The organism is Thiolapillus sp., assembly GCF_048562965.1.
Lineage (GTDB): Bacteria > Pseudomonadota > Gammaproteobacteria > Chromatiales > Chromatiaceae > Thiolapillus > Thiolapillus brandeum_A.
Genome location: NZ_JBHNMF010000674.1, coordinates 1 through 1,648 on the forward strand (window position 1 = coordinate 1; position 1,648 = coordinate 1,648).

Here is a 1,648-nt window from a genome sequence, read left to right on the forward strand (position 1 = left end):
GTTGTGGTGGGACAGGAGAAAGTCTGTGGCTGATGGTGTTCTGAAAAAAGGTGTCGATTCTGGGGCGCTTACGAAATGGAGAACCGGATCAAGGAGCAGCAACTGGGGCTGTTCGCCGATCGCACCAGCAGTGCCACCCTGCGGGCGAACCAACTGCGGCTGTACTTCCGCTGCCAGCCATGGAGAGCGAAGCGAAGGCTGGTAGACCCCAGTAGCCGCGAGGCCGCACTGTTTTCCCGGCGTGCCTTGCGCCAGAGGGAAAACAAAGTAGGCCTCCGAACGCGGCGTCCAGTCATATGGGAGCCAAGTACGGAGCAGCAACGAGCTTGCGAAGTTGTTGCGTAGTGCTTGGTGACCAGGACGGCTGGGGCACAAATAGGTTGTCAAAGGCCGAGTCGATTTTGGGGACTGGGATGTCCCAAAATCTTTCACGAGGCCGAAGACACGCTTGTCTTCCTTTGCCTATGTCCTGCTGCACGGCCTGCGTCGGCAGGGCCTGACCGGTACGGCGTTTGCCAAGGCCCAGAGCACGACGATCCGTCTGAAGCTGCTGAAAATCGGCGCCCGCCTGCGCCTGACGGTACGCAAAGTCTGGCTGTCCTTCTCGGAAGCATCCCCCTACGCCAGCGACATCGCTCAGATCCTGGCCAATCTCAAGCAGCATCCTGCTTGGTCGCCGCCTGGATAGGTTCTTCCGTCCCCAACAACATCGACTCAAAGAATCAGTCCTGGGTGCTGAGGGACTGGTGCGTCTGTTCTGTCAAAAAAACATCCTCCAGAGCCCCTGAGAGAGCGAAAAACACGAGAATCTCTTCTCTTGGCGAGTACCTTGGCACGAGAAATGGGCTATCGGGCTATCTTGGCCACGTCCCGGCGCTTAAAAACGCTGGAATCAGAGGATCGGTGAGCGATGCGGGCTAGGTGTTCCTGTCTATGATATGGGTAGGCAGGCCGTCGAGGCTGGTCTGGTTCTTTTCCCGCCAGTACTCCTCAATGCCGTCCGCTCCCTTGTTTTCGGCCCAGGGGCCCAACTGATTCCGTTCTTCCCGGTAGTCGAACAGCGGTACACCCATGCCACAGGATGTCTGCACAAGATCCACGTCCAGGTCAAAAATCTGTCTTGCGCCTGGCATGGGGTGGAACCAGGCATAGAGCTCGTTCCAGTCCGAATCATTTTTATGCACCACACGGGCGGTGCCGTACAGGCGCAGGATCATGGGGTTTCCCTCGAAGGCGGCAAACATCAGCGTCATGCGCTGATTGTTCTGCACATGGGCGGAGGTTTCGTTGCCGCTGCCGGTGACGTTCAGCCAGATGACCCGGTTGTCGCCGAGCACGCGTAATGAATCCATGCCCTTGGGTGAGATATTCACCCGGCCTGTTTCTGCGGCGGTGCCGACGAAAAAGATTTTCTGCCTGCCAATGAAGGCCTTGAGGTGATCCGGTATGTCGGGATATTGATGAGCCATGGGGTGCTGTGGGAAATTCTCGCAAGAAAGGTGGTGATCCGGTGCAGCTTGAATTGCATGACCAAGTGTGTCTTCGGCCTCGTGATAGATTTTGGGACATCCCAGTCCCCAAAATCGACTCGGCCTTTGACAACCTATTGGTGCCCCAGCCGTCCTGGTCACCAAGCACTACGCAACAA

3 protein-coding genes are annotated in these 1,648 nt (G+C 57.2%); 1 reads left to right on the forward strand and 2 read right to left on the reverse strand.

Annotated features, from left to right (window positions below; all coding sequences use genetic code 11):
- The coding region (locus tag ACOCD2_RS19040) for a hypothetical protein (RefSeq protein WP_419625909.1) at positions 1-432 on the reverse strand (432 nt) is incomplete at its 3' end.
- A 16-nt stretch (positions 433-448) separates the two neighbouring features.
- Here ACOCD2_RS19040 and ACOCD2_RS19045 point away from each other — a divergent pair.
- The gene (locus ACOCD2_RS19045) at positions 449-688 is read left to right on the forward strand and encodes a transposase (protein WP_293672653.1); all 240 of its coding nucleotides are present in this window, start codon (positions 449-451) and stop codon (positions 686-688) included.
- A gap of 229 nt (positions 689-917) precedes the next feature.
- On the opposite strand, the gene ACOCD2_RS19050 is transcribed toward ACOCD2_RS19045, so the two are convergent.
- A complete protein-coding gene (locus tag ACOCD2_RS19050; protein ID WP_293650613.1) occupies positions 918-1,469 on the reverse strand; it encodes a pyridoxamine 5'-phosphate oxidase family protein in 552 nt (183 codons plus the stop codon).
- Between the last annotated feature and the right edge of the window lie 179 nt (positions 1,470-1,648).

Bases quoted from the DNA above. Each gene is read 5' to 3' on its own strand.
- ACOCD2_RS19050 (WP_293650613.1), bottom strand. From the start codon at position 1,469: ATGGCTCATCAATATCCCGACATACCGGATCACCTCAAGGCCTTCATT.